The organism is Chryseolinea serpens, from assembly GCF_900129725.1.
Classification (GTDB): domain Bacteria; phylum Bacteroidota; class Bacteroidia; order Cytophagales; family Cyclobacteriaceae; genus Chryseolinea; species Chryseolinea serpens.
Map to the genome: position 1 here is coordinate 62,394 of NZ_FQWQ01000003.1, position 25,533 is coordinate 87,926.

The following is a 25,533-nucleotide window of genomic DNA, read 5'->3' on the forward strand; positions in this document are numbered from 1 at the left end:
AATAAGACCTTCAGTTCCTGTAGCAGCCGATCATAATTGGACTGCTTTTGCATTGTAAAAGCCTTATAAGCGGAGAACAATTTCAAATCCGAATCACTAAAGTTAGTTGAGTGCATTACAATGGGAATAGTACTTAGGTCGGGATCATCTTTCAGATGAAGCAACAACTCCTTTCCGTTCATACGTGGCATATTGTTATCGAGAAAGATGACGCTCGGCAATGCGTGCATCTATTCAGGAACCTCAAGGGCCTCAACACCATCACCTGCCACTGTAAATTCAATCATCGGGAATAAGGTTTTCGTGGCTTCTTGGAGAAAATCCACATCATCTTGATCATCATCAACAATGAATATCGTCATACCGGTTGGCATCTGGTGGATTTGGTAATTAATGTTCCTGGCGGCTCGGAGTCCTACTAAATCAAAGGTAGACGAAATAAGTTATCGGAGGGAATTAATAAATTTTGAAATAAAAAGGGGCTTTCATCTCGTCTGGACCACTTACCCCTTCTCGATGCCTGAACGCTGGTTACTAGTACGGTCAGGACGTTATCATGTGAATACCATATTCACCTAAATTCTATCGCCGTCTAAGGCGTTTAATTATCTTGATGATGATGAAAATACCAATGACAGACCACCCAGTTATTAATACGACCGTGACAAAAGTTGTCATCTTCTCCAACGTTGAATAGTTTTCAGAGAGATAAGATAAACGTAGCAGATCACGCCAACCGACATCATAAGAGCAATAAGACCAATGAGAAGAAAGTTTTTTGTTTTATGATCGACCATTTTGATTATCGTTTTTATTTTGATCATCAGAGATTAAAAAGGTCTTTCGCATCGTCTATGCTACTTGACCTTTTTACTTTTGAATCAAAGGGTTAACCCATCCGGATTAATCCCTTTTTATTCGATTGCTGTTTGCCACCGGTAGATAGCATAACCGTGGCGAACCGAATATAACAAAAGGAAAAATAATTGCCTGGAATCGGCATAGTACAATTGTACTACTGACGGGGGCTCAGTTGTGGAAGATTATCCACAATACGGAAATTGTCAAAGGCCAAAAAAATAGATACCTATGGCAATGGCAACGACGACTTTGAAGGCAGTGCAGTGACAGCGCAGGGAAGTATATCCCAAGATAATGTTTGTTACAGGACTGATTTGATTTTAAGGGATTGCAAAACTCGCTTGATGTTTCCGGTGTAGTCTTCAAATTTTGGAGCTTTTTCAAACGCGTAATCGGCACCATTCGACAATACCCTTTCCATAGTGGAGATTCCGAGGTGATTGACCACTTTTTTTCGCGCGCCTGTGACCACAATATTCCGCGATACCGGACAATTCATTCCGCGAGGAACTGACCATCCTTTGCTTTGATTATCTTGAAGTTATGTTCCAACACGAGTGACCCTAGGCTTACTTAACTTATGGTGGTCACACCCTCGCGAAAAAAAGTGGTCAATGGGGTCGGAATCTCCAGTCAAGCACATCGGTTATACCCTGGGGCTGTCCAATCCCTTCTTTTGGTAACATATATGAATCTAGCGTAGCGACAGTCGGATTAAATCCAAGTAATCGCGAATTTGTAGATATCACTGGAGGCGAAATTGATGGACCCTTGAGAAGATTTCAAACCTTAAGATCATTAAAACTTTCTAAATGGTCTGATCTCGATGATAACCATGAGAGATTGGTTTTAGACTCCTGCTTGAATTATTTCAAAAGAAACCCATATGATGCTTGGTTCAAAAAACTTGACTATATAATTTCAGGCGCAAACTACTCCTATTATTTTCCATTAGGAAATGCCTGTCACTTGGACCTCATTCCTTTCGCCACTGCCAGAAAGTGGTCCGATTTGGAAACGAAAGAAAAGCTTCTTTTACTTGAACTATCTGGAGATACGCTTGGTGTACTTCTTAAAGCTTCTAAAGTGAATCTTCTTGTGTTAAATGGGATCACAGTAGTTCAGAGTTTTTTGAAAGTTTCAAATTGCGAACTAGAGAAAAGAAAAATTCCTAATTGGACATTGCCTAGAATAGTTGGCGATGGAGTAGCTGGCTATTCATACAAAGGGACGGTTTCAAAAATTGGAAATATTCGACTGCCACGAATAGTAACAGTGTTGGGATACAACCATAATCTACAAAGTAGTTATGGAGTGACTTCAGATATTCTAAAATCGATCAGAGAATGGATTTCAAATAACTGCGCGACATGAGACCTGGTGACTTAGCGTTAGCAAAAGAATTGGGACGAAAACTTCGGAAGTTTTCAAAGAAAGTAAGCCTTCCCGGAATTCTTGATGACGAGAATTTAGTTTGCCTTATTGAGCAAATCGTTGATAGTATAAGAAGAATAAAATACATTAAACTCATCAGCGGCTTTGAAATTAGCACCATAAATATTGACACGAATTCCAATTTGTTTGATCCAATTAAGGGGGCCATTTATCATTTTAACAGCGGCAATTTTGACGAGGCGTGCTGGTTAATCTTTCTTGCTATACACTTCGGAAAAAACAAGAGAACTGGATGGACTTTAGCGAGGTTAGTATACGCTGGTGGAAAGAAACGTCCGTATTGGACATGGAAAAAAATTACAAAGAACACTAATGAATTTTTGATTTGGTTAAACAGCAATGCACCAGCGTTAAAAGAAAATGGAAGTTTTGGAAACCATAGGAAATATGAGAGCTGCAACGCTTATAAAGGTAGAGGGACTGGATCGGCGATAATTAGTTACATAGAATGGGTCGGCCCAGACTTAAACCATAATGCAAAATTTGAAAAGTTTTATTTGGTAGCCCCAAACGATCCGAGGGGAGTTTTCGATCAATTGTTCAATTCATTGTCTCAGGTTATAACCTTTGGACGTACTGCGAAGTTTGATTACTTAACCATGTTGGGTAAGTTAGGATTTATCAAGTGTGTGCCGGGGAGAGCATATTTACAAGATGCCACCGGTCCACTAAGGGGTGCACGTTTACTTTTTGGTGGCAGCACCGATGCCCCGATTGGCGCCGATGAACTAGAAATGCTAATCAGTGACTTGGAAAAGGATCTAGATTTATTTTACGGCATGCAAGTAATTGAAGATTCTTTGTGTAACTGGCAGAAAAAGCCAGATCTGTTTGAGCATTTCAGCGGCTAATTGTCGCTAAGCGAAGTAATTTCTTCCTTATCGAAGCGCCTCTTTAGACTGTTCATGTAGCTGGGTTTGAAATGACCATGATGCTGCAATTGACCAACAACAATCCCCGGCGAGACTCCTGCCTGCATAGCAAAACGAATAATGTCTTTATGATTCCCTCGAATTTTGAAAAGCTGGGTATGTAACGTATGGGGAATAAGGACTTCGCCCGCAAATGAGTTTGCCTCCACTTCCTTCTGATCCTTAACGTCTCCTGCATCTTCATCAATAAAAACCTCCCGTTGTTCATGAAGCACTAAATGCCCAGCCTCATGGAAAAATGTAAACCAAAATTGATCGTCGGAAAGATATCTAAAGCTCAGCAGAATTAGAGCTTTTTCTTCGTTTATGAATTTGGTCGCTCCACTCGCACGACATCCCGAAGGAGTTGGAAGAATCACAACCGAGACGCCACTTTCCGCACAGATATTTTTAAGATTCGGAATAAAATCTTTTGGGTCCTTCTTTCTGGTTAAGGCTTTAATGTTATCCAGTGAATCTATAAAAGACTGTTTGTTCCACTTCGTGTTTGTGCTTGCCGAACTTTTTATCTCCCCTTGTCTTAGCCAAGTGGCAACCGCACTTTTTGACGAGCTATATGCTTGAGAGGCGCGAAATGAATACTCGCCAACAAGAGCATTATATTTTTCATTCCACGCTTCAATATCCGGCACTTGAAAAAATCTCAAACAAGTCTCCAATAGATTATTTGTCCGCGGGATCCATCCGTATTGGATCATATCATTTATTGGGAGATCCTTCAACCACGCCTTCTCAACATCTATTCTCGATAAGTCTTTACGGAATTGATTTTCCCGGTTTATCCAGAAAGCCGCGCTTGCGCCAAGTGCTTTTTCCAATTTTTTGGCAATGCCAGTGTCTATCGATATGCTGCCTGAAATAATATCGCTAGCTATATCTTTTGAACATCCAATACGTTCGGCGAAAGAATTAATTGACCATCGCCTTTCCTTTAACACGTCTGCGATTGTATCCCCAGGTTTCGATGCCCAGTTAGGCTGGAAATTATTCATTCGTTCCATTCTTTTCATGTATACTAAGAATTTTTATACGCCTGATCCGGGTCCAGTCAAGCAAATCCTCAATCATTGGCGGGTTCGGGTGAGCATTGCCAAAGAAAAGCTCATGATCACGGCCCAAGTTGATTTTATAAACAACTTCGCCCGTGGAGTCCGGAAAAGGGGTGGGGTTTCCAACTAATAAGTCGGATATAGTAGTAGCAGCTACTAACTCCGCAAGCCTTGTTTGCAAAATAGATGCTACCTGCATCCCAAGCTTCTGTTTGGCTTCAAGTTCATTTTCACAGATAGCACGAAGTTCTAAACTGTCCCAAGACAAGACCAAACCCAAGCGTAGTTTAAGTTATTTCGAATAACGAGAATACACATCAGGCTTAAGGTCAATAAAAATCAAAAGTATTAGATTAATACAAACTTTTGAAAAATTTAGAACATTAAATTCCGGAAAAATCGACAATGGACTTTGTCGTTCTAAAATCCTGATTAATAGCTCTCTATAAATCTAAATAATTTCAATGTAGATTCCAAATTGCGGAAAGGTTGCTCTATTTAATTTGCGTTGCCAAAAATCAAAATTGCAATTGATCATACATCCAAAATTCACATCCGGCTGATCATTAAATTCCTTAATCCATTCATTGGTAAAATACGATAGGTTTTTTTCCTTCTAGTGCTAAGAGCTCCTTTCAAAGAAGTGCAAGGCCAATTAGCCTGTCGCCTGAACAGCGCCAGGTTCTGCGGGAGCGGCCCCCGCGGCAAATCCAATCGCTTCCAACAATGGAATGTCAAGGTAGCTCACGATTGAAGTCTCTTCGGTATATTGAGCCAATGGGCTGGCAACACCCGCAATTGTCTGCCCCACGACTACCTCCCAAGGCTTGCTGCAACCTAAGATCGCACAAATCATAGTGCGTGCATCTTTTATCTTGACATGCCTGCTACGATCCGGGGAAGCAATAATTTCGGCAATTAAGGGCCTTTTATTATTGTTCGCATTTTCCGCCAAATCGCACCAGACACCTGCTTTGTTTCTGAAGTCAGCCCAATTGGAATCCATTGTTGCAAGGCACTCGTCTGTTAACAGCACGTTTTCCATTGCATAACACTGAAGCCGAAACCTCTTTATGCATTTGACCGGTTCTAGATCTTCTTGCTTTCCGTCACCATCTCGCAACGAATATCCGATAGGATTGTCATACATCGATTCCAGGACATCACCGCAGAACTGCTCCAATTCATTCATTTCGTCAACTGAAACGGCAATACACGGAAATACTTTGATTTTTCCTTGAGAGCTTCGTGCCGCCTGCTGAAGGACACGGGCATCATCCTCGCCTTCAATAATCAGAATTGGTTCATGCGCAATAATTTGCGACAATGGATGTGCGAAAAAGCTTGAGGTTTTTCGAACCAGATCACTGATCTCTTTTGCAACGACTATATTCCTGCCAAACTCCTTTACAGCGATCTTGACATTTTTAGATAGGGCTAGGCCCGCTATCAGCGCCGTACTATGTGTTGCAATAATAACCTTGCAGCGGTCCTTCTTCTCTTGAGGAAGTCCATCAATTTCTCTGGTAATAAATCGGCCAAGTTTTGCCTGCATATCGGGGTGGAGATGCACATCCGGCTCATCAATTAGAAGTACGTGAACCTTTTGATTTGTGACCATAGACAGAAAGTACAATATCTCGGTAGCCAAAGTAATTGACTCAGATTCCCCACTACTCAAGTCGCCGGGCAGTACCTCTGTTCCCTCATAGGTTTCGAATTTGAACGATCCTTTAGTTGGCTCCCTTTGTATGCGTACATTGCTTAGTAGTTCATTTATCTTGTCTAAATATTCTGTATCGAAAGTTTGATCAAGTATGCTCCGAATTGAGGGGTCTCGCTCCATACTTCTGAGCCAGGAGATCTCAAGATTTTTCAAATATGTGGCTGATATTTTTCGGAAATTCTCCGACTGGTTCGAGTTGCGCGTGTTGAAAGCCCATTCAACTTGAGTGTTTACAGCCTGCTCGACGGTGGAATCCTGGCTGAAAACACCCGCTCGTTCGGGAGAGATGTAAACCACTCGGTAATTGTCGTCATTACGGATATCCTCACTGATCGCCCTCAGGAACCTGCTCTTTCCTGTGCCGTTTCGTCCAATTATGATACTTATCACGCTCGAATCCTTTATTTCGGCGTGCGTGGTCTTAAAGTCAGGCATAACGTGGTTATGAGGTGACCTCACAATTTACAGCAAATGCTCCGAGATCCGTATAGTTTTAATGGAAAAAAAAGGAGGAACCTTTGAATGGTTCCGCCGAGATTACTAGAAGTATTCTAATGTATGAAGCCCTGTCGAATTGGGCGGTGCAACTCTCCCTGCAGCATTGAACACCTCATTTCGTGCCCTCAGTACGTGCGTGGCGTAGTACGCAGCCCGTTAAAAAAGGCCATATTTAGTCCAGCCCATAGCATCAACGTCGGTTCCAATCGACTCCATAAGACTCCAGAGATGGTTTTGCTTCATCGTGCTGAGCGTAGCATTTAGCCCTTTATGATGTCTTGAGTGGTCATGCCTTGGCGGAGTGAAGTGGTCAATGGTCGGAATCTCCACGTTACTAAACTTAATAGATTGGAATGGAGTTATTGAAGTAAGAATGAAGTATTTTTGAGAGAGTTTTCTGCTCAAATGGCTGAGAAAATTGTAAATATTTCCAATCCCGAAATTATCAGGCGAATCAAAAAAATTGTTGCTGACAAGAAGCATATTCACGAAAAAATAAGGGAAGGTGAAGTTTCTGAAATTAAATCAGATATAAAATTTGCTCACCAATTGTAGCCATTGCTAAAGGTTACGAGTTTACTACCGACAATCAAGTTAGCTATGAAATTTACTTCACGGATGTGACGACCCCGTCATTTACTGGTGTGAAAGTATTCTCATTCGGTTTTGATTGTTTGTCAGTTCCTTCAAGCATCGATCCAAATAATCTTCCAGCAGATTCAGGAATAGGCGAAACTATTTGTCGCTATTCTGGATGTTTTTTTTACCAACCACACAGACATCATTGTATATGTCCCGATGGATACCGATAAAGAAGCCGAATTAAGACTCCGCCTTTTCGATTTCTGGTGGCATAGATATAAGCCTCATATGAATTGTCAAGAGATCGAAGAGGATCGGTATACATTTACTTATCCAGATGATCAATTTATTGCAACTATGATTTATTGTGTTGAGGTAAGAGTCGAAGCTCAAGCCGTGATTTTTGACCTGGTTGAGATTTCGCCACCCTTGACCGCTCCATTTCGTGAGGGCGTGATCACCATAGGTTAAGAAAGCATAAGTTCAATCGTATTGGAACATAACTTCAAGATAGTGAATGTGAGGGATGGTCAATCCTCGCGGAATAAATTGTCGGTGGTCCGAAATGTTGTGGTCACCCGCGTAAGAAACAAAGTGGTCGACCACCTCAGAATCTCCGATTTGGCTTCTTACACTCGTCGGGCACAATGCCCGATGAGTCTTTTTCAGCCAATCTTGCTGAGCTTGATTCTGCTTACGTCAAATAGGCTAACCGGCTTATCAACCAAACCCGTTTGACGATCATGTTGATAGTCTAAGTGTGTCTGGATTTTATTGTGTCCAGCGCGTTTCATGTTCTCTCGCATCCCAAGTTCATCTGCTCTCTCATTGATGTTGGTAATAAATGTCCGTCTGCCTGTCATGGCTTCTACGAACATTGCCTTGTGCATAATAACGACGACCTCGTCAGGGCCCTTGAATCTTCGCTGGCTATAGATCATTTCATACTGTTGCTGAAATTCCTCTTCGAATCGGCGCCTGTACAACTCAAATATTGTGGTAAAGATCTTTTTTAGGGCCTCGTTCATGGCCTGATCTGAAAATCGAAAGTCATAGTTGTGTCGTTTAAGAATTTCCAGAGAAACTTCGTCTAACTCGACTTTATATGCATTGCCGTTTTTACTTCGTTCACCAACAAGTTTTCCACGTTCAACGTTGCTCTTTTTTATTGCTTTGGTATCGATAGGAGCGGTGCCCTGCAGGCACATAAATAGGAAAATATCAAGAAACCGCCTCCAATTTTCAGAAATGGAATTATAAAAATCTGGTTCGTGCTGATCCAAATTAACGACGAACTGTAGTTCGTGCGGTGTTAACGTGAGTTCCCACTTTTTCGAAACATTTTGTTTCCTCACTTCCAATTTACGCTTTGCGATCGATATAAACTCCGTTATATCGTCAATATGGATCGGAGCATCTTTTCGTCTTTTACAGAACTTAAGATATTCAGTAAAATTATCAAGTTGCTTTATGGCCGTTTCATTGGATAAACCAATTTCAGGAATATCAACTGTATCCGTGTTCCATTTTTTATTCACCCGAACGTATTCATGCTCCTTGACCAGATAGAATAAGAAGTCATTAAAAAACTGTTGATCCAATTCAATAAAGGATAGGCGCGTTCTTCCGGATCGCAATGTGAAGGTGTCCATCGTGCTGGCCATGTGGATATAGCGGTACAGAGAACTGCTGCTTCTGACTACTTGGTTTTTGAAATGGATGAAGTCCTTCCAGTGGCGGAAAACTTCTAGGTCACTTTGATTTTTAACCTGAAGTTGTGTTTTATCCTCGGGAAGAGATTCTACAAAGATTTCTCTGGAAAAGGCCGCAACTTCACCGGTCTCATCAAATTTGGCTGCTTTTTGAGACACGATCTTCTCAATACTGGACTTCTCGTACTCTTGTTGTAACCATGAGACTGGAGGCTTTTCTCTGTGCTTAGCCACGAATGCGAAGATGTGGTTTTCAACCCATTCATGATGCCAGCGGATAATCGAAATGTCCTTGTAATAGGTCGGGTGCTCTGGGGAAATCCCTCCTGTGTCAAGAAAATGCTCGTGAAGCACCTTCACACCCGTTGTTACTCGAAATTTCTTTGTGAATTTGGAGTAAGTGATAAATGCCTCCCTATACTTTCCCCGTTTCATAAATTGAATCTTTGAATACTCCTTCATGGCTTTGGAATTAAATGCTTAATAAACGATGAGACTAAATTCAGGGGGGCATTCGAACATGACAAAAAACTAGCCACATTGATTTATTCCACTCATGTTTTGCTTGTCGGCGGATTTAAAACACGTGCTTTCTATTGAGTAAGACGCGCGGGGAAGATTCTGACGAGAATATTTTTTCTCAAGAACTAAGCATTTTACATTTGACTTCACAGCTGGTGACGCCAGGTGATGCACACTTGAGTTGTATCAATGCTTTTGGATGGGAAACGGCAACCTGTCCCTGAAAAAATGGATCGGCACAAGGTGTAGTTTGTGCCAATTCATGGCACAAGTTTGAAGAATGCAGCTACTTGATAATCATTGAATTATCAGGGTACAGACAACGTTGTGCCAAAAAAATGGTAGCCCCGACAGGAATCGAACCTGCATCAAAAGTTTAGGAAACTCCTATTCTATCCATTGAACTACGGGGCCAGGAAAAAGAACGGTTGCAAAGATATAAATATTGAACTAACCGAAAGCCCCTTTTTTAGGCGTTTTAAGCCCCTTTCCCTACGATTTCACTGGCTCCCGGTGCCCCACCCACGTAAACCGCTTCGTCACGTAGTCGGGGTTAGTAAATGACGCATTCCCCGCTGGATTCCCACCAGTTACATGGAAATCCGAAAACGCCGCGTTCTGATTCATATAAATACCCCCCGTAAGATTGAACGACACCGGTGTAGCCGCCAACGACATTTCATCCGCGATCTTCTCGCGCACCGCCGCATCCGTTGTATACGCACCACAGGAAATGGCGCCATGTCGGAGGGCCATCTCTTGGGCCAGCGCTATGGACTGGTTGGTATCTTTGGTTTTAATCAGCAGCACGATGGGACCGAACAATTCCTTGCTGAAAACATCTTTTTTGCCTGCATCCACTTCCACCACCACAGGCGTAGCCACGCGGGCATTCTTGAACATAGGATTTTCGAACGACCGCGATTTCAGCCAAACTTTACCGGGCAGCTTCTCCGCCTCCAACACGCGTTCGCTGGTCTTCTGGTTTTGCACAGCACCCAACACATAAGGCCCTGCCTTCGGATTATCGACAAGGCTTGTAATGTTGTCTGCAAATTTTTGCGCGAAGTCGTCGAAGCTTAAGGTTCCGGATGGGGTTTTAATGCCGGTCGCAGGGATGTAGAAGTTCTGCGGCGCCGTGCACATCTGGCCGCTGTAGAGGTTGACGGAGAACGCCAGGTTGGCGGCCACCTTATCGGCATCGTCCACCGAATCGAGGATCACGGAATTGACGCCGGTCTTTTCGGTGAACACGGTCTTGCCTTGCAGTGTCTCGAGGTAGCTGCCGAACACGGAGTTGCCGGTGAAGTCGATCAATCTCACCGAGGGATGTTCGGCCAGCACTTTGGCGATGGGTTGTTCGATCGTGTCAACGGCCAGTTGGCAGATGTTGGGGTCGAGGTTGTTGGCTTTGAGAACATGCTGGATCTCCGAAACAAAAATGGCGATGGGCAACACCGCGCCGGGGTGCGGCTTCACGATGACGGGGTTGCCAGTGATGAGACTTCCATAAATGCCTGTCACCGAATTCCAGGTCGGGAATGTCGAGCAACCGATCACAACGGAAATTCCTTTTGGTATGGCACGCCATTCCTTGTTCAGTTGTATGTTGAATTTCCCCATGGGCTTATCCCACAAGGCCGCAGACGGATAGCGTTGCAATTCCTCATAGCCGGCAGCAATGGCTTCCAATGCACGGTCGGCCGCATGCGGGCCCGACGTCTGGAAGGCCATCATGTAACCTTGGCCGGTGGTGTGCATGGTGGCGTAGGCGATCTCAAAGAAGCGTTCTTTGATCCGCGCCAGCGACTCTAATAAAATTCCCGTGCGGTCGGTTGCGCTCACTTTGCGCCAAACATGAAAGGCGGCGGTGGCGCGTTCGATCAGCACGTCGGGAGTGAAGACCGGGTAGGTGATGCCCAGGGCATCTTGGGTGTAGGGCGACTCTTCGCGGCCGATCCAGGTCGTGGGATTAGGTTGGAGCAACTCATCAAACTTTTTACCGAGGGCGTTCTGAAATTTTTCCTTGCCGTTGCTGTCGGCCGATTCGCCATACACGGCCGGGGCCGGGGCTTCGGGAAAGGCGGCATAGAAGGTGCGGGCGTGCAAGGCGTCGATGGCTTGCTCCAGCAGGGGTTTGTGTTTTTCAAAAAGGCTCATGATAAAAGGGTTGTTTTTTAAACCAAAATCCTAAGTCAATCCATACGCAGCAACGGGCTTACGGTTGCTGTGCGCCGAAAACTTTTTTCAGCAGTTCCGTGGTGCGGGCCACGGGGTCCTGGCGGATATTTTTTTCTTCTTTCGCGATCATGGTGAACAAGCCTTCGATGGCGCGATCGGTCGCGTAGTCGTCCAGGTTGGGGTTCACGTCGTCGGTGAAAGGAATTTTGTTGTACTGTGTCACGATGTCGCCATAGTATTTTGTGGCGTTCACTTTGTTGAGTGAGTTTTGGATGACGGGTTTGAATTTTTCTTTCAGCTGTGCCGTGGTGGTGCGCTTCAGGTATTGGGTGGCGGCATCGGGTTGTCCTCTCAGAATGCCCCATGCGTCCTCGATGGTCATGGATTTGATGGCGGTGATAAAGATCGGCTTGGCTTCCTTGGCGGCGTCTTCGGCCCCGCGGTTGAGGGTGAGCACAAATTTATCTACTTCATTGCCCAGCCCAACCTGGCGAAGTTTATCCTCTACTTTTTTCACTTCGGGCGGGAACGGGATTTTTATTTCTGGATTCTTAAAATAGCCATCCAATTGTGACGCGAGGTCTGAGCCGTTGCTGATCCCTTTGATCAGGGCCTCTTTCAGACCATCGCCCACTTCAGCGGTGGTGAGGGCCTGTTGCTGCGAGCCCGCTACCTTGTTCACTTCGCTCAACGCGCTGTTGATTTGTGCTGACGTACATCCGAGACACATGCCGATCCATACGGCGAAAAACACTCTTTTCATTCTTCTGGAGTTTAAAAAAATTAAAATGCTATGGTAAAGAATACAAACGATAACCGTGCCGGTGTTTTCAGATCGCGGGGAGACGGCGCGTCACCACCGGTTGTCTCGTGCAAGGTAGAAAAGTCCTTTGCTAATCGGCAATAGGGTCTGTCGCTTAAAACGCAACGAAGTGATTTACAACGACTAATTTAGGTAACCAGGTTTTGCGCCGATACCTCCGCAACAGACCGGCAACCCGATAGCCCCAGGGTCAGATCAAAGTCGGTGATGAAATTGTTGAGCACCTCCGTCACGCCTTCCTCACCGGCCAAGGCCAGGCCATAGGCATAGGGCCGCCCGATGCAAACCGCGGTAGCCCCCAAGGCCAGCGCCTTGAACGCATCGGCGCCACCGCGGATACCGCTGTCGAGCAGGATGGGAATTTTTTTGTTCACCACGGCCGCGATCGCCGGCAATGCCTGCAGGGTCCCGATGGCGCCATCCACCTGGCGGCCGCCGTGGTTGGAGATGAAGATGCCGTCCATGCCGTGGTCGATGGCTTTCAAGGCGTCGTCAGGGTGAAGGATGCCTTTCAGCACGATCGGGAGTTTTGTGCAGGAGCGAAGGAAGGCCAGGTCTTCCCACGTGGTGCAGGGGTTGGAATAGGTTGAGACGAAAGTGCGCACGGCCTTCACGGGTTTGCCCGACAACAGCTTTTTCAGAAAACCGTTTCCGGGATAGCGGTTCACCATCGACACCAGACCCTGCAAGGTTCGGAGCGTGACGTGCCGTTTCATATCGGGCGCGTCGTCGGGCAGCTCCAGCATTTTTTGAAAGACGGGATCGCTCGTGTATTGGGCAATGCCTTTGCCTTCCAGGAAGGGAAGGTAGGCCAGTTCCAGGTCGCGCGTGCGCCAACCCAACAAGGTGGTGTCCAGGGTGACGGCTATGGCCGAGCAGCCGCATTGCTCCGCGCGTTTCACAAAACTGGCGACAAGCTCATTCGATTTACTCCAGTAGAGCTGGAACCAACGGGGTGACTGGTGCATGACTGCCGCGCAGGCTTCCATGGGCCGCGAAGCCTGGTTGGAAAAAATGTAAGGCACACCCAGTTGGGCCGCTGCCCGGGCCACGGCGACGTCGGCTTCCTTATGCACCATTTCCAACACTCCGATGGGGGAGAGCAGAAAAGGTGTTGGAAGTTTCTGTCCGAAGAGTGTGATAGAGGTGTCGCGCTCGCCTACGTTGCGCAGCATGCGCGGCACGATCTTGTATTTCTCAAAGGCTTCGCGGTTGTGGCGCATCGTGCTTTCCCGTCCGGCGCCACCGGCCACATAGGCGAACGCTTCAGGACTCATCACCCCGGCCGCAGCTTCTTCCAACCGTGCGAAGTCGATGTTCACTTTGGGGGCTATCCCGGCAAAGCCTTTCAGATAAATTTCTTTTTGCCACATAGCATGAGCGGATGTGAGCAGGGAAGATAACATTTATTGGTCGCACTTCTACAACGGCCGGGCCAATTCTAAGCGACGGACCGGGAGAAATGAGTTACGACATATACGTTTGTTGCTGGGCAGAAATCAGCTTGAGCATCAAACGAAAAATATTATCGCGTGAACTTGTACAAAAGACCGATACTGACACCCGGCCGGTATTGCTTCAGCGTGAAAGGAACCTGGAGCGTTTCGTTCACCAGCCAGGTCCGCGTAACAGAGGGCTGTACGATGACCGTGAGGTGACCATTCAGCGTCATCTCGGCGCGATACAATACCTGGTAGTTCAAATAACTGGATGAGGCGTTGTCATAAGGCTCGCCGGATGAAGCATGGCTCAGCCCTTTTTGATATTGAAGTCCCAGCCCGATCTTATGCGAAAGCCGGCTTTCCTTCAGCGTATACAAAACGCCGGCCTGTGCGCCGACGTTCAGCATGCTGTAGGAAACAGAACGCTCTGTCGTGTTCGGTTCGACAGTATAGGAAAGATCGTCGCCACTATTTTGGATGACGAAGCTGCCTGAGCTTTGATAGGTGTATCGCAAGGTTTGCGACTGGTGATAGACCGACAAACCTGCGAAGTACTCAAGCTTCTTTGCCAATCGACCCTGCACGCCAAACTCCAACCCAAGCCCAAGCCTGTCGGCCGAAAGGATGGAAGGCTTGTTGAATTTCTGAATGATCACCCCGTCGCGAGCCGAGGGTGTGGCGGTGTGAAAGGAGAGGGTGGGGCTGAACAGCGCGTAAAATGAAATGCCCTCCCGTTTCTTTTTTGGGCGGTTATAGGGGAGGGGCCTTTGCCCGTCTGTGACAGCAGAGTCTGCATTGGATAGATTGGTAAAAACCTTTTCCTGTTGGGATGAATCGCCAGCGATGGGTTGGCTGTGTAAATTTTGTGTTGACAAGGTCGTTGATGATTTAATGCCATCTGCCGGTTTGATTGCCTGCGGACCGTTGGCTGATGAGGGGTGAAGTGAAGATTCTTGTTTCGCAGATCCCACGGATCCGACGTCTGCCCCATCAAACGCTTTTGTCTCCGTTGTTGATAGGGTCGTTGTAGATTTAGTTCCGTCCGGTTTGATCGCTTGCAGACCTTGAGATGATAAGTTGTTAAGAGAAGATTCCTGTTTTGCCGATCCCTGAGATCCGTCGGCGACCACATCAAACGCTTTTGCCTCCGGTGTTGATAGTGTCGTTGTCGATCTGGTTCTATCCGCCGGTTTGATCGGTTGCCGATCGTGGGACGATAAATTGTTAAGTGAAGATTCTTGTTTCGCAGATCCCAGGGATCTGTCAGCGACCGCATCAAACGCTTTGGCCTCTGTGTACGATGTGCTTTGATCCGGTTGTAAATTGGAATGACGATCCTGGTTCGATGCCGGGTCGATGGATGAAACGAGCGATGAGCCTGAAGCCTGGCTTGCCGGGGGACGTGCCCCGGTTTGTGAATCGAAATCGGATGACAGATCACGTGCTGATCCTGAAGGTTGACTCAACGAACGTGCACCCCTTACTTTCGAACTTATGCCTGAACCTGCATCAGGTAAAGATGACCCCGGCCGCTGATTTGATCGCGTGCTTTTTTTGTTCGTAAAGGTGTCAGGGGTGAGTCCTTGTTGGCCGGCCTGCGGCAAAGCATCTTTTGCACCTGCATTCTCCTCACGAATTTGCGACCCGGTTGCATGATCCGGCACGATGCTCTCCAGGGATGCTGACTTTGGTTGAGCGATGGCCAGCGGATTACCTCCAGCCTCCTGAGCCGACCTATACCCCAAAGCCCAGCCCAAAGCCGCCACCACCACGATCCCGGCAAATTGATTCATCCACGGTGACCATACCGGTTTGCTCGACGGCAGGCCGGCGGCGATCTTTTGCCAGAGGTCGTCGTCGGGTTGCTCCGTGTAGTTGCTCAGGCGGTTTTCCAGCGCCTTGAACGCTTCGTGTTCACGCAAGTTTTTCATAGTAATGTGTCAGGTTCTGACATTTTAATTTTTTTTTCAGCAGCAGTTTCGCGTGGTGGAACTGCGAACGCGAAGTGCCCTCCGTCACCTGCAGCATGTCGGCGATCTCGGCATGGCTATAGCCTTCGATGGCAAACAAGTTGAACACCACCCGACAGCCGTCGGGCAATTCGTTGATGAGGGTGAGCAGGTATTCATCTGAAAAATTTTGGATGTCGGTGTACAACTCTGCGCCATCCTGGTTTTCGTTTTCGGTTGCCGGTGTAAAGATCATATCATGCTTCTTGGTGCGGTGATATTGATTGATGGCGGTGTGCACCACGGTGGCCTTCATCCAGGCTTCCAGTTTTTCGGGCGACGCCAGCTGGTTCAGGTTGGTGAATATTTTTACAAACGCATCCTGCAAAACATCCTGCGCTTGCTCGCGGTCGCGCGTATAGCGGCGGCACAGGCCCATCAGCTTGCCTTTGAAAAGATCGTATAACATGCGCTGTGCCTTGGGCTCGCCCTGCTTGCAGCGTTCGAATAAATCGTAATGGCGGCTCATGCAGTAACGGTAGAAGCCCTCCCTTGCGGGAAGGCCTGTGAGGAGTATTTTTTTAGGGTCATGTCGAAGGTTAACGGCTTACTTTGATGACCACTTTCGCCTGCCGGCACACGGCGTCGCGACACAATTGATAGCGCAGCGAATCGGTACGCGAAGTGCCCGCCGGCAGGTTGTCTGGCGTATACGTTACACCATCCCAACCGATCCGTGCCTGCCCGTACAACGGAGCCTTGGCAATGCTCAGCGTATAGCCGTACGACGTGGTATCGCAAAGATTGTCGTTGGCAAAGACGCGAAGCAATACGGTGTCGGCCTTTAACGTGTCGGGGTTGATCTGGAGCGTGTCGCCCAGCAACTTGAATGTGCACGCGGGCGTCTTGGGGGCGGCAGAGATGTAGACGTAGCCGAAAGAAAGCTTTTTCATGTCGCGTGACTGGATCTTGTAGAGGAGCGAGTCGCCTTTCGTGTAAGACGCGCCAGCCGTGTAGATGATCTTGTTGTTCACCACGTCCGCACTGCCATGACGCGGGCCGGTGTTGTTGCCTTGCCAGAAAACGCTTACCTGGTAGTCGAGGGTGTCGATGCCACAAAGCTTGTCGTTGGCCAATACATCGATGGTGAGGGGGTGGTCGCCGTGGAAATTGTAAACGTAGTCGTCGGCCGGGTAGAGGCCGCAGGGCAGTTTGGTGGAGTCGGGCTCTACCACGATCACTACCGTATCCTTGGCCAATATTTCGTGACTTTCAGAATAAACGGTGAATTCAAAGGTGTCGCGTGTGCTGGCGTTCCGGTTGTTGGGGGCATAACGCAACAGCCCCAGGCCGAGGGAGGAAAGCTTGCCTTTGCTGGTGGGCTGTGTCACCGACAGGGTCACCGGCAGGTTCGTCCGGATCATCTCGTTCAGGTCGATGACGGACGCGCGGTTGTTGGATACATAAACTTCAGTGCCATTCAGATCTGTGGTGGGGTTGAGCACGTCGGGGTCTTCTTTCAGGGTGTCGCATGCTGTAAAACAGAGCGCCAGGGCACTCATCAATAAAATCCCGAAAAGAATTTCTGACTTCAGGAATATTTTAGTTGTTTTCATGTTTGTACGATTAGGCTTCCACCGGGTAAGACCTTTTGCGGGGAGATAACGTTGGACAGGCTGATAAATTTTTTTTAAAAATAATGAACCACAGAACCATAACCGCCGAGCTCCTCACGATAGGAGACGAAATCCTTTACGGACAAATCACCGACACCAACGCCCAATGGATGAGTATCGAACTCGGCCTGGCCGGCATCAAAGTAGTGCGCAAAACCAGTGTGGGCGACGTTGAGGGCGAGATCCTCACCGCTTTGGCCGAAGCTGAACAACGCGTGGACATCGTGCTCATCACCGGCGGCCTGGGCCCGACCAACGACGACCTGACCAAGCCCTGCCTGGCCAAATACTTTGGCTGCGGTCTGAAAATGAACGAAGAAGCCCTGGCAGAGGTAACGGCATTTTTTGCCAGCCGCGGTCGCGAGCTCACGGCCGTGAACCGTCAGCAAGCCGCGTTGCCGGAGTGTTGTGAAAAGATCACCAACAAAATGGGCACCGCCCCGGGCATGTGGTTCCATCGAAACGGAAAAGTGTTTGTCTCCATGCCGGGCGTGCCACACGAGATGAAACGCATGATGACCGACCTCGTCATCCCCAAACTAAAACAGACCTTCTCCACACCCGTCATCGTGCACAAGGTGATCCGCACGGTGGGCATTGGCGAATCGTTCCTGGCCGAGAAAATTGCCGCATGGGAAAATGCCCTGCCGCCACACATCAAGCTGGCCTACCTGCCCAGCCTCGGCGAAGTGAAGCTGCGGCTCACGGCCATCGGCGACACCGAAGCAGAACTGAAAGCAGAGACCGACGCCCTCAGTGACCAATTGCAAACTATCGCCGGCAGTTTCATCTATGGTCATGGCGAAGAACCCCTGGAAGTGATGGTGGGCAAACTGCTGCGCGAAGCCAAGCTCACACTCTCCATTGCCGAGAGCTGTACCGGAGGATATCTCTCACATCTCATCACCAGCGTGCCGGGCTGCTCCGACTACTACCTGGGCACCATGATCCCCTATTCCTACGACATAAAAATGCGCCAGCTTGGGGTGAGACCTGAGGTGCTGGAAAAATACGGGGCCGTGAGCGAGCCCACCATCATCGAAATGGCCAACATTGTCCGCGCCAAATTCAACACCCACATCGGAGTGGCTACCAGCGGCATCGCCGGCCCAGGCGGAGCCACGCCGGAGAAACCGGTAGGCACGGTCTGGATCGCTTTTTCGGACAAGGACAAAACGGTCACACGAAAGCTGCAACTTTCCCCAGACCGGGAGATCAATATTAAGATGGCATCGGTGGCCGTGTTGAATTTGATACGGCAGAATGTGGGGAAATCGGTAGTCAGGACCCAGTAGTCAGTAGCTAGTAGCCAGTAGTCAGTAGCCTGGAGTTAGAATTGTATTCAGGGAGTAAATTCAAGGGAACTTGTATTTTTGTATTTGCTCTGCATTTGGTAAATCCCCGACCAAACAGATACCATTCGGCCCAAAAAAGGACTTCGGCCATAACGATGGCTTCTTGTTCTTAAATTCTAGCTCCGGATTCTAATCTGGATTCTGAATACTGACTACTGAATACTGAATTCTGGCTACTGAATACTGACTACTGACTACTGGCTCCTGGCTCCTGGATTCTGGCTCCTGAAATCTAAGCACCCATTAAATGAACCTACGTTTTCTCTGTGCGTTCCTTTTCTCGATTGCCACTGCGCATGCTCACGCGCAGACCACTATCCACGGCCGCGTCATCGACAGCGTCAGTGCTCAGCCGGTGGCCTTTGTAAGCATTGCCCTGCAAGACGGGCGGCATGGTGTCAACTCGGATATGGAGGGTAATTTTTCGCTTCGTATTCCGGCGGGGTATGAGGGATGGGTTTATTTTTCGCATGTAAGCTATCAGAAGATGAAATTGCCTTTGAAGGCTTTTCGCGGGAAGATCGTGGTGAGATTGAGACCCGGGTCGACGGTGCTTTCGGAGTTCACGGTGTTTTCGGGGGAGAATCCGGCTTTTAAGATCATCCGGCAGGCGATCGAGCATCGGAAAGAGAACGATCCGGAAAACCTGAGCTCCTATAGCTACACGTCCTATTCCAAGTTTATCATTAGTCCATCCGAACCCAATCACAAGACCGACTCGATCATGCAGGCGCTCCGGCAACGGCCCGATAGCGTGAAGCTCACCAAGGATCAGAAATCGCTGTTGCAATTCGATGCCATCGCCGACTCGGCGAACCTGTTTCTGAGTGAGTCGGTTTCCACGAAGAAAGTGTTGCATCCGGGACAGGTCAAGGAAGAGTTGTTGGCCTATCGCATTTCGGGATACAAAAGCCCCATGTTTAGCAGCGCCGCGATGGACGGACAGCCGTTCGCGTTCTATGACGAGAACATCAACTTGTTTGGAAAAGACTTTATCAACCCGCTGCAACCCGGCACCTTCCGGCGCTATGATTTCAACCTGGTGGACACCACGTTTTACCAGGCGGATACCGTATACGTTATTCAATTCGCGCCGCGCGACAAAAAACTATTCAACGGTTTGGAAGGCATCCTCTCCATCGCGGTGGATGGCTATGCGGTGAAAAATGTGGCGGCCACGGCGGCCGATCCGGTGGGGTTGGTGGGCATCCGCATTCAACAAGAGTATGAAAAAATAGACGGGCATTGGTTTCCCGTACAACTCAACACCGATCTCGATTTTCACGACCTGGTGTTTGCCGGCCGAAGCATGAAAGCACAGCAACTCAATTTTTTAAGAGATGTCCGGATCAATCCCGAATTAAACAAAAAGGAATTTGGCGACATCGTGATGGAACTCGCCCCCGTGCGCAAAGATCTGAACGCGTCAATCCTGGAAACCCATCGCATCCGGCCATTGGAGCGACGCGAGTTGAACACATACACCTTTCTGGATTCGGCCATGCGCAAAATTCGCTGGCTCGACGGCGTCTTTGAAGCGCTGGTCACCGGCACAGTCCCCGTGGGGTGGGCCGATGTGGATTTGAGCAAGGTGATGTCGTTCAATGCCTATGAGAGCGCCCGGTTTGGGATGGGGCTGTATACCAACGATCGCGTTTCCAAACTTGTGCGGGTGGGAGGCTACTATGGCTATGGCATCAGCGACCGGGAATCCAAGTATGGCGGAGAGGTGAAGTTCACGTTTAACCGGAACCGCGACTTGTACCTGCGCCTGTCCTACGCACATGATATCTATGAGACGGGTTCCCTCCACGACAACAAGGAAGGGCAATACCTCAGCAGCGCATCGTTCCGGCAGTGGACCGCATCGCGATTTGACCGGATCGACAACTATAAAACCGAACTCGGCTACCGCATCCTGCCCAGCATTCACGCGCGTCTTTCGTTGTCGCACCAGCAGATCCGACCAACCTATCCCTACACCCTGGAAGTGGGCGGCGAGCCGGCAGACGTTTTTAACATCACGGAAGCCGCGTTCACCGTGCGCTATGTGCGTCGCGAGCACTATACCAGCCTGCGGGGCAAGAAAATATTTCTGACACACAAGTTCCCCGTCGTCACGTTCACCCTCACCAAGGCGATCCCCCTTTTCGATGCGTCGGATTTCAACTATACGATCTATGATGTCACGATAAAGCACCAGACCAAATACAGCGGCTTTGGAAAGACGGTCATCAATCTCACGGGTGGTGTGGTCGACGGTGTGGCGCCGTATGGGAAACTGTTCAATGGCCGCGGGGCGAAGACGTCGTCGTTTTATGTGGAAAGCTATTTCCAGACCATGGGCTTATATGAATTTGCAGCCTCGCGATATGCCGGTCTGTTCCTGCGTCATAATTTTGGGAACGTGCTGATCAATAAAAAATATTCAAAACCCGAACTGCTCATCTTTCAAAACGCGGCCATCGGTTCCTTGGACCACCGCCAGCTTCATACGGACCTGCTCATGCAAAGCATGGACAAGGGATATCTGGAGTCCGGTGTGGGGATGGACAATATTATCCGGATACCCTACTTCGGGTTGGGCTTCTTCAATTTCGGGGGCTCTGTCTTTTACCGCTACGGCCCGTATCGCTTCGTCAACCAGCAGGACAATTTTGCTTATCGGATCAACTTTACGTTCACCTTCTGATTCCTGTGCCGAACCCTTGGGCAAACTTCCGGTTGTCAGGTTTGTTGCCGGGCATTTTGGCTAATGTTTGTATGGAAATCCTCCAACCGATGACTTTCTCTTTCTTCTACAAAGCGGTCGATACGCCAAATAAAAGTTTGAAAATCCGGGATCGAAAACGATCTCATAACAAGCCATATTTTTAAAAGCCAAAAGTGTTAACTTGCGGCGAAACCATTGAAAAGACTCATGGCGCAAGTAGAACTGATCATGCCTAAAATGGGCGAAAGCATTATGGAGGCCACCATTTTATCCTGGTTGAAAAAGCCCGGCGATAAAATTGAGCAGGACGAATCCGTGCTGGAAGTGGCCACCGATAAAGTGGACACCGAAGTGCCGTCGACACATGCCGGCGTGCTCAAAGAGATCCTCGCCAAGCAAGGTGACGTAGTGAAGGTGGGCAGTCCCATTGCCATCATCGAATCCAATGTGGAGGCGGGTGCTGCAGCAAGCGCCCCCGTCGCGCCTGCAAAAACGACGTCTATGCCTGCCGTTGCAACACACGCTACGGCTGTTCATGCGAACGGCAATGGAAACGGTGCACATGCACCGGTCGATTTCAAAGGCAGCTCGCGTTTCTATTCCCCCCTGGTGAAAAACATCGCGAAAGAAGAAAGCATTACCGTGGCCGAGTTGGAGACCATCACCGGCTCCGGGTCAGAAGGCCGCGTGACCAAGAAAGATGTGCTCGACTATGTGCAGCATCGCAAGTTGGGCGCGACGGTACAAGCGGTGCAGCATGCCGTAAACATCGGCTCGAATGGCGGCGCACCTAAAGTGCCCGTGTCGGTGAGCGGCGCAGACGAGATCATCGAGATGGACCGCATGCGCAAAATGATCGCCGAGCGCATGGTCGACTCCAAACGCACCGCCCCGCACGTAACGTCCTTTGTGGAAGCCGACGTCACCGGCGTAGTGTTCTGGAGAAACAAAATGAAGAACGAGTTCCAGAAACGCGATGGCGACACCTTAACGTTTACCCCGATCTTTATCGAAGCCGTAGCCAATGCCATCAAGGACTATCCCATGATGAACATCCAGGTGGATGGCGACAAGATCATCAAGAAAAAAGACATCAACATCGGCATGGCCGTGGCGCTGCCGTCGGGCAACCTCATTGTGCCCGTCATTCGCAATGCCGATCAATATAACATCAGCGGTCTGGCCAAGATCGTCAACGACCTGGCCAAGCGCGCGCGCGACAACAAGCTCAAACCCGACGAACTGGCGGGCGGCACCTTCACCATCTCCAACGTGGGATCGTTCGGCAACGTGATGGGCACACCCATCATCATGCAACCGCAGGTGGGTATCATTGCGCTGGGCGCCATTCAGAAGAAGCCATCCGTTTTGGAGACACCCTACGGCGATGTGATCGCCATCCGCCACAAGATGTTCCTTTCGCACTCCTACGACCACCGTGTGGTAGACGGCGCGCTGGGAGGAAGCTTTGTGCGCCGGGTAGCCGACTACCTCGAGAAGTTTGACGTGAACCGGACGGCGTAAGGATTTTAGCCGTGTTGCCTTCGCTCAAGCTCCCGCCTTCGCTAAAGCTCCGGCGGGCAAGTCGGCGAGCAAGAAAGGGCGCCCTCCTTCGCTGAAGCTTCGGCGGGCAAGCAAAGGAAATCTTTGCATTAACCTTACGTCCCCGCGCCTTTGCACTTAAACGCCCTTTGATTTCTGAGAAATTGGATTTTACTTGAGTCCATGTCCAGCATCGTATCGTTCATCAGCCGCAAAGGAGGCACCGGAAAGACCACCAACGCCATTAATCTGGCCACCACCCTGCACCACATGGGCAAACGCATCCTGCTGGTGGAAACCGACACGAACTACACGTTGAACACCCTCCGGAAGATGGAGATGTTCAAGGCCAAAGACGGCGTGAAAGGCTTCGAGCTGCTGGGTTCGGGTGATGCCCAGGTGGCGGACGAGCTGTCCCAATTGAAAGCCAGCAAAAAGAACGACATCATTATCGTGGACAGCGCCGGCAAAACCACCGACGAGGGGATCAAAAAGCTCTGCCTGGTGAGCGACATTGTGGTGGTGCCGACCAGCCTGACCCAAAACGACCTGCTGGTGACCTACCAGACCGTGGCCGACCTGGCGCCGGCCCGCGAGTTGAACCCGCGGTTGAAGATCGCCATCTTGCCCAACCGTATCCACAGCGGCACCAACCTCTATACCGTGCGTGAACACCTCAAAAACCTGGATGCCATAATTCTGCCGGTGATCGTGCCTCAGAAAAATCTTTTCGTAAATTTCAGTACGCTGGAGGCCGAAAAAGCCTATCAGCCCATCGCCCAAGCCATTCTGAACACTCTCGCATGAGCAAGAAAAAGAACACGTTAAAAGACCTCGACGAATTTTTGAAACAACAGGCTGCCACACTGGTGTCGCCTCCTTCCTTGCGCGAGAAAATCGAAGAGACTGCACCCCCGGCCCCGGCGATCAAAGAGCAACCGAAAGCGGAAGCCCCTCCACCGGCACCCCAGGCCAGCACCACGCCCGGGGAAGTGAGCTCCGCCAGCATCCTGGAGGACCTGAAAACCCTGTCTGAAAAGGAAGGCGTTTTCTTTCGCCAGAAGCTGTATGACCTCATCATCCAGACGCTGGAAACACAAAAGAAATCCCTCCCCGAAGATAAAATGCTTATCAACACGGCCCTCTATCTCAAGAGCGGCAATCTTTGGAAAGAGGCCATCCGCGAATACTGGAAAAAACAGTAGCCTGTGACCCAGCAGGGCAACAAGAGACCGGTGATCACCTCATGGGTAATCCAATTATGTTGTTAAGTTTGCTGGCACAGACCAAGAGAAAATACCCTAAACAGAAATGATATGAAGTTTGGAACGAAAGCCGTGCACGCGGGTGTGGAACCCGATCCGTCGACGGGTGCGATCATGACGCCGATCTATCAAACCTCCACCTATGTGCAGGAGTCGCCGGCGAAACATAAAGGATATGCCTATGCGCGGGGCGCCAACCCCACGCGAAATGCGCTTCAGAAAAGTATTGCCGCCCTCGAGAATGGCAAGTTCGCCATTTGTTTTTCCTCGGGCATGGGCGCGACCGATGCCGTGATCAAGCTGCTCAACCCCGGAGATGAAGTGATCACCACCAACGACCTGTATGGCGGATCCTATCGCATGTTCAAGCGCGTGTTTGAAAAATACGGCATCAAATTCCACTTCATCGACCTCACCAAGACGGCGAACATTCAACCGCTAGTAAACGACAAGACGAAACTGTTTTGGCTGGAGACGCCGACCAACCCGTTGATGAACATTATCGACATCAAAGCATGTGTGGACATCGCCAAGAAGAAAAACATCCTGGTGGCGGTAGACAACACCTTCGCCTCACCGTATCTCCAAAATCCGCTCGACCTTGGCGCCGACATCGTGATGCATTCCGTGACGAAATATCTCAGCGGCCACTCCGATGTGATCATGGGCGCATTGGTGATGAACGACGAGAAGCTTTACCAGGAACTGGCCTTTCTTCAAAACTCTTGTGGTGCCGTGCCCGGTCCGCAGGATTCGTTTCTCGTGTTGCGCGGCATCAAGACGCTGCACCTGCGTATGGAGCGGCATTGCCTGAACGGAAAGCGCATCGCCGAATTCTTGAATACCCATCCCAAGGTGGGGAAAGTATATTGGCCCGGGTTTACCGACCATCCCAATCACGACATCGCGAAAAAACAGATGCGCGATTTTGGGGGCATGCTCTCCTTTACCCTGAAAGACGACAGCCTGGAGAAAGCCACGAAGCTCATGGAAAGCATGACGCTTTTTTCGCTGGCCGAATCGCTCGGCGGTGTGGAGTCTCTGATCAATCACCCGGCCTCGATGACGCACGCCAGCATTCCCAAGGAAGAACGCATCAAGAACGGCCTGCTCGATTCGCTCATCCGCCTCAGCATCGGGGTGGAGGATGCCGACGATCTGATCGAAGACCTGACGCAGGCCTTGGCGAAAGTCTAGGAAGGCAACAAACCCCCGTTCATGATCCATCCGAAACCTAAACAGGAAGCCTG

At 49.1% G+C, this 25,533-nt stretch carries 20 protein-coding genes, 1 tRNA gene and 1 pseudogene; 10 read left to right on the top strand and 12 right to left on the bottom strand.

Annotated elements, in window-relative coordinates:
* Nucleotides 1-230 precede the first annotated feature (230 nt).
* Nucleotides 231-362, bottom strand: a complete 132-nt coding sequence (locus BUB30_RS35820; RefSeq protein WP_262485809.1) for a hypothetical protein — start codon at nucleotides 360-362, stop codon at nucleotides 231-233.
* Between the two features lie 1,270 nt (nucleotides 363-1,632).
* Here BUB30_RS35820 and BUB30_RS20105 point away from each other — a divergent pair.
* Both BUB30_RS20105 and BUB30_RS20110 read left to right on the top strand, forming a co-directional pair.
* Nucleotides 1,633-2,235 (top strand): hypothetical protein, encoded by a 603-nt coding sequence (locus BUB30_RS20105; protein WP_221408759.1) that lies wholly within the window; start codon nucleotides 1,633-1,635, stop codon nucleotides 2,233-2,235.
* Nucleotides 2,232-3,167 carry an alpha-glutamyl/putrescinyl thymine pyrophosphorylase clade 3 protein gene (locus BUB30_RS20110; protein WP_073137569.1) on the top strand — a complete coding sequence of 312 codons (936 nt, stop codon included), beginning with the start codon at nucleotides 2,232-2,234 and terminating at the stop codon, nucleotides 3,165-3,167. The genes BUB30_RS20105 and BUB30_RS20110 overlap by 4 nt, the downstream gene beginning before the upstream one ends.
* Here the strand turns inward: BUB30_RS20110 and BUB30_RS20115 are convergent.
* The 3 genes from BUB30_RS20115 to BUB30_RS20125 all read right to left on the bottom strand — a co-directional run bounded on the left by BUB30_RS20115 (nucleotide 3,164) and on the right by BUB30_RS20125 (nucleotide 6,458).
* Nucleotides 3,164-4,258: an ImmA/IrrE family metallo-endopeptidase gene (locus BUB30_RS20115; protein ID WP_084138269.1), complete on the bottom strand. Its 1,095-nt coding sequence runs from the start codon at nucleotides 4,256-4,258 to the stop codon at nucleotides 3,164-3,166. The genes BUB30_RS20110 and BUB30_RS20115 overlap by 4 nt on opposite strands.
* On the bottom strand, nucleotides 4,233-4,577 hold the full coding sequence (locus BUB30_RS20120; protein WP_073137573.1) for a hypothetical protein: 345 nt from the start codon (nucleotides 4,575-4,577) through the stop codon (nucleotides 4,233-4,235). Before BUB30_RS20120 ends, BUB30_RS20115 begins: the two co-directional genes overlap by 26 nt.
* Nucleotides 4,578-4,952: 375 nt before the next feature.
* Complete coding sequence (locus tag BUB30_RS20125) at nucleotides 4,953-6,458, bottom strand: AAA family ATPase (RefSeq protein WP_073137575.1); 1,506 nt, start codon at nucleotides 6,456-6,458, stop codon at nucleotides 4,953-4,955.
* A gap of 447 nt (nucleotides 6,459-6,905) precedes the next feature.
* On the opposite strand from BUB30_RS20125, the gene BUB30_RS35465 reads away from it, so the two are divergent.
* Together BUB30_RS35465 and BUB30_RS35985 are read left to right on the top strand one after the other, a co-directional pair.
* Complete coding sequence (locus BUB30_RS35465) at nucleotides 6,906-7,076, top strand: hypothetical protein (protein WP_221408760.1); 171 nt, start codon at nucleotides 6,906-6,908, stop codon at nucleotides 7,074-7,076.
* Between the two features lie 195 nt (nucleotides 7,077-7,271).
* Nucleotides 7,272-7,574: a hypothetical protein gene (locus BUB30_RS35985; RefSeq protein ID WP_394334004.1), complete on the top strand. Its 303-nt coding sequence runs from the start codon at nucleotides 7,272-7,274 to the stop codon at nucleotides 7,572-7,574.
* Between the two features lie 194 nt (nucleotides 7,575-7,768).
* On the opposite strand, the gene BUB30_RS20140 is transcribed toward BUB30_RS35985, so the two are convergent.
* The 8 genes from BUB30_RS20140 to BUB30_RS20175 form a co-directional block, all read right to left on the bottom strand.
* Nucleotides 7,769-9,277 (bottom strand): site-specific integrase, encoded by a 1,509-nt coding sequence (locus BUB30_RS20140; RefSeq protein WP_073137581.1) that lies wholly within the window; start codon nucleotides 9,275-9,277, stop codon nucleotides 7,769-7,771.
* A gap of 399 nt (nucleotides 9,278-9,676) precedes the next feature.
* Nucleotides 9,677-9,751 (bottom strand) — tRNA-Arg (locus tag BUB30_RS20145).
* A 78-nt stretch (nucleotides 9,752-9,829) separates the two neighbouring features.
* Complete coding sequence (gene paaN, locus BUB30_RS20150; RefSeq protein WP_073137583.1) at nucleotides 9,830-11,497, bottom strand: phenylacetic acid degradation protein PaaN; 1,668 nt, start codon at nucleotides 11,495-11,497, stop codon at nucleotides 9,830-9,832.
* A 58-nt stretch (nucleotides 11,498-11,555) separates the two neighbouring features.
* Nucleotides 11,556-12,281, bottom strand: a complete 726-nt coding sequence (locus BUB30_RS20155) for a DUF4197 domain-containing protein (protein WP_073137585.1) — start codon at nucleotides 12,279-12,281, stop codon at nucleotides 11,556-11,558.
* 188 nt (nucleotides 12,282-12,469) lie between these two features.
* Entirely contained in the window at nucleotides 12,470-13,714 is a 1,245-nt protein-coding gene (locus BUB30_RS20160) for a lactate 2-monooxygenase (RefSeq protein ID WP_221408761.1), read from the bottom strand.
* A gap of 152 nt (nucleotides 13,715-13,866) precedes the next feature.
* Nucleotides 13,867-15,714, bottom strand: a complete 1,848-nt coding sequence (locus BUB30_RS20165; protein WP_073137589.1) for a hypothetical protein — start codon at nucleotides 15,712-15,714, stop codon at nucleotides 13,867-13,869.
* Nucleotides 15,698-16,261 (bottom strand): RNA polymerase sigma factor, encoded by a 564-nt coding sequence (locus BUB30_RS20170; RefSeq protein ID WP_073137592.1) that lies wholly within the window; start codon nucleotides 16,259-16,261, stop codon nucleotides 15,698-15,700. The genes BUB30_RS20165 and BUB30_RS20170 overlap by 17 nt, the downstream gene beginning before the upstream one ends.
* A gap of 70 nt (nucleotides 16,262-16,331) precedes the next feature.
* Entirely contained in the window at nucleotides 16,332-17,348 is a 1,017-nt protein-coding gene (locus tag BUB30_RS20175) for a hypothetical protein (RefSeq protein ID WP_143165010.1), read from the bottom strand.
* Nucleotides 17,349-17,431: 83 nt separating this feature from the next.
* Between BUB30_RS20175 and BUB30_RS20180 the strand changes: the two genes are divergently transcribed.
* The 6 genes and pseudogenes from BUB30_RS20180 to BUB30_RS20205 all read left to right on the top strand — a co-directional run.
* Nucleotides 17,432-18,703, top strand: coding sequence for a competence/damage-inducible protein A (locus tag BUB30_RS20180; protein ID WP_073137596.1), 1,272 nt, complete (start codon nucleotides 17,432-17,434; stop codon nucleotides 18,701-18,703).
* 307 nt (nucleotides 18,704-19,010) lie between these two features.
* Nucleotides 19,011-21,455 (top strand): DUF5686 family protein, encoded by a 2,445-nt coding sequence (locus tag BUB30_RS20185; RefSeq protein ID WP_073137598.1) that lies wholly within the window; start codon nucleotides 19,011-19,013, stop codon nucleotides 21,453-21,455.
* Nucleotides 21,456-21,683: 228 nt separating this feature from the next.
* Nucleotides 21,684-23,000: a dihydrolipoamide acetyltransferase family protein gene (locus BUB30_RS20190; protein WP_073137600.1), complete on the top strand. Its 1,317-nt coding sequence runs from the start codon at nucleotides 21,684-21,686 to the stop codon at nucleotides 22,998-23,000.
* Nucleotides 23,001-23,201: 201 nt separating this feature from the next.
* The gene (locus BUB30_RS20195) at nucleotides 23,202-23,825 is read left to right on the top strand and encodes a ParA family protein (protein ID WP_073137602.1); all 624 of its coding nucleotides are present in this window, start codon (nucleotides 23,202-23,204) and stop codon (nucleotides 23,823-23,825) included.
* Nucleotides 23,822-24,223, top strand: coding sequence for a hypothetical protein (locus BUB30_RS20200; protein WP_073137604.1), 402 nt, complete (start codon nucleotides 23,822-23,824; stop codon nucleotides 24,221-24,223). The genes BUB30_RS20195 and BUB30_RS20200 overlap by 4 nt, the downstream gene beginning before the upstream one ends.
* A gap of 108 nt (nucleotides 24,224-24,331) precedes the next feature.
* Nucleotides 24,332-25,480, top strand: a pseudogene (locus BUB30_RS20205) (cystathionine gamma-synthase); the annotation flags it as partial.
* Between the last annotated feature and the right edge of the window lie 53 nt (nucleotides 25,481-25,533).